Genomic DNA, 612 nt, shown 5'->3' with positions numbered 1-612 from the left:
CATAAAGGTCATGGCTGTGGCGTATGCCAGTGAATCCCATTCACGATTTGAACCACCTACATAAAAAGTGGGCTTAGTGAAGCGATAATGTTTAGGGTATTTTAACGGCACCATGAGTGATACAAATACACGTGAGCCACCACGGGCTGAACCGACATTACGTTGATTTGCGCCATAGCAAACAATGTCTTCGTAAGGTAAATAAAACGGTTTTCTAAACAAGGTATGCGGAGTTTTTACAAGGCCTGTATGGCGATTAAAGTAAAAATTATCTCGGTGCGCTAATATGGCTCGATGTTTCAGCATATAAAAACCGACGATAAACATAGGTGCATATATAGCAAATGGCACCCATCGATAGTCGCCCCATACAAAACCAATAACAACCAAATCAACGAAAAAAAACATAACTGCAGCGACCATTAACAGGAAACTTAGAGCAGTAAATAAATTTGACCAGCCTCCAAACCATGAAATAGCCAACTGCTTACCATCATTCTCTACCCAATGTCCCTCAAGTGTTGAGCCACGATTAGGAGATTCAAGCTCTGCTGCATATTGATCAGTAAAACGCTTACTTTTAAAGGTACGAGTTTTAAAGCTGCAGCCATT

The 612-nt window shown here is 40.8% G+C and carries 1 pseudogene; it reads right to left on the bottom strand.

The features are described from left to right. Window positions 1–612 (bottom strand): annotated as a pseudogene (locus JIG37_RS06185) (hypothetical protein); the annotation flags it as partial.

This window comes from Pseudoalteromonas sp. bablab_jr010, assembly GCF_016464105.1.
GTDB lineage: Bacteria > Pseudomonadota > Gammaproteobacteria > Enterobacterales > Alteromonadaceae > Pseudoalteromonas > Pseudoalteromonas simplex.
Note: the sequence above shows the minus strand (reverse complement) of the source record. Positions and strands in the feature narration are given on the sequence as shown.